The sequence below is a fragment of the Ruegeria sp. F11 genome, from assembly GCF_056533855.1.
The window spans coordinates 1-2,311 of record NZ_JBQFOW010000036.1; the positions used below are offsets into that span (position 1 = coordinate 1).

At 60.8% G+C, this 2,311-nt stretch carries 4 protein-coding genes; all 4 read right to left on the reverse strand.

Annotated features, from left to right (window positions below; translation table 11 throughout):
- Positions 1-736 (reverse strand): radical SAM protein (locus tag ACR0NJ_RS21195; RefSeq protein ID WP_480819073.1); only part of this gene is annotated, 736 nt, incomplete at its 3' end.
- Positions 736-1,008, reverse strand: a complete 273-nt coding sequence (pqqD, locus tag ACR0NJ_RS21200; RefSeq protein WP_480617118.1) for a pyrroloquinoline quinone biosynthesis peptide chaperone PqqD — start codon at positions 1,006-1,008, stop codon at positions 736-738. The genes pqqD and ACR0NJ_RS21195, both read right to left, overlap by 1 nt.
- Positions 1,008-1,757 carry a pyrroloquinoline-quinone synthase PqqC gene (gene pqqC / locus ACR0NJ_RS21205; RefSeq protein ID WP_480819074.1) on the reverse strand — a complete coding sequence of 250 codons (750 nt, stop codon included), beginning with the start codon at positions 1,755-1,757 and terminating at the stop codon, positions 1,008-1,010. The genes pqqD and pqqC overlap by 1 nt, the downstream gene beginning before the upstream one ends.
- Positions 1,754-2,311, reverse strand: a 558-nt coding sequence (locus tag ACR0NJ_RS21210) for an MBL fold metallo-hydrolase (protein WP_480819075.1), incomplete at its 5' end; no start/stop codon positions are given. The genes pqqC and ACR0NJ_RS21210, both read right to left, overlap by 4 nt.

Genomic DNA, 2,311 nt, shown 5'->3' on the forward strand with positions numbered 1-2,311 from the left:
CGCTTGTTCCCCAGCCTCCCATGCAGCGTTTCGGGAAAACCTCGTGATAGTCTGCGGGCACATAGTCGATCACAAGTGCGCCCTTCAGGGCCTGTCTGGCCTCATCAACCTGCTGCGTGACCACCTGCGCCTGCTCCCGTGTCGGCATCAGTGCATCCCGGTTCTTCAGCGCCCAGCCGTGAAACTGAACCGTCGCAACTTCGATCCTGCGCGCGCCCATCTCCTGCGCCATTTCAAGCGCTCGGGGCAATTGGTGGGCGTTGTGGCGATGCAGGACGAAGTTCAATGTCAGGGGGAACCCTATGTCCCTGATCCATTCGACGGCTTTCATCTTGCGGTCGAACCCGCCGCGATAGCCGCCCACTTTGTCTGCCATCGCGACATCGGTGCCTTGCAGAGACAGTTGGATATGGTCCAGCCCGGCGCGATCCAACTCGTTCATGCGGCGTTCTGTCAGCCCGATGGCCGAGGTGATCAGGTTGGTGTAAAGCCCGGCGTCCCGCGCCGCAGTCACCAATTCCACCAGATCGCGGCGCGACGCCGGTTCGCCACCGGACAGGTGCAATTGCAACACCCCCAACGCGGCGGCTTCCTGAAACACGCGCGCCCAGGTGTCCGTATCCATCTCGCTGTCCTGCTTGGCCATTTCGACCGGGTTGGAACAATACGGGCAGGACAGGGGACAGCGATGGGTCAGCTCGGCGAGCATGGCGATAGGGGGTGCAGTTTTAACCATTACGATACGTCCAGAAAACGCCGGGCGCGCAGGGCATCAAGGAAACCCGAACTGTCCTCGGCGATCTGATCCACCGGGGCATTGTATTTCTCGGACAACGCGGTTGTGATCTGTTCAAAGCTTCGCTGGCCGTCCACCTCGTTCAGAATGGCGTGTCCGATCTGATCCAGCGTCACGGCCCGTTCCGGGGCCAACAGCACCCAGTTTTCCCGCACCTTGTCGAAATGCAGGCGGACGCCACGGGGCAGGGTAGGGATGTCTGCGGCCTGCATCACGACGCCTGCCGCATCAGCAGCCCGGTGCCGGGCTGCCACGCACCGGGTGGGATACGCGCGGGTTCCACATACGCCCCCCAAAGGGCATCCAGTTGCGACCACAATATATCCGTCTTGAAGATCAGCGCCTTGGCCGCCGCGTCCTGTTTTTCGGCCGTATCCGCCTTGTCCAGAACCCAGGCCAGACCAAAGGCCACATCCTTGGGCGCTTCTTTCAGACGGTTCCGGAAATAGGACAGGGAACTGTCATCGGCGAAATCGTAGTGCTGCAGCAGACCTTCAATTCGGTTGGCGTGAATCTTGGGGGCAAACAACTCGGTTAACGAGGCGGCAACGGCCTCGAGCAGAGTTTTCTCGCGCACATAGCGAACATAGGCATCCACGGCGAATTTCGTCGCGGGCAAGACACCCTCGCACGAGGCGACATAGTCGGGATCAAGACCCACGGCCTCGGCCAGACGCAGCCAGCGCCTGATGCCGCCTTCGTTTTCTTCGGTGCCGTCGTGATCCTCGATCCGGGACCGCCATGCGCGCCGCAGCTTCGGATCCTCGACGCGGGACATGAAGGCGGCATCCTTCATCGGGATCGAGTGCTGATAGTAATACCGGTTGATCACCCAGGCGCGCACCTCGTCGGGCGTGCACTGCCCGCCGTGCAGGCGGTCATGAAACGGGTGCAGATCATGGTAGCGTTCCGCGCCAATCTGGCGCAGGCGGGCTTCGAAGTCTTCGCGGCTTTGGGTCATAAAGCGATCTCCATCCCATCCTGTCCAATTGTCCAGCCTGCGGCCTCGGCCGCCGCTTTTTCCGCGCTGTCGGGGCGCAGAACCGGATTGGTGTTGTTCATATGGACGAATATTTTCCGCCCGATCTTCATATCGGCAAAGCTGGCGATGGACCCATCGTCGCCATCCATCGACATGTGGCCCATGCGCTTGCCGGTTTTCTGACCCAAACCCGCGCGCACCATTTCATCATCCTGCCAGAGGGTTCCGTCAAAGAACAGTATATCTGCACCTTCGAGCGTGGCCCGCAGGTCCGGTGTCAATGCGGCACAGCCCGGAATGTAATAGGCGGTTTTGCCGCCCGCCTTCAGCGCGACACCGACGGTTTGTTCGCCCACCAGATCGGTCTGCACATGCTCACCTTCCAGGTACAAGGGCACCTTGCCGGGAACGGGGAACAGTGTTGCCTGCAAGCCGGGAACCATCTCAAACGGCTGGTTCAGAGAGATCGCTGTGCGATGGACAACTGACGCGTTCAACGCATCGCAAATCGGGTTCTGTGCGATCACTTCCTG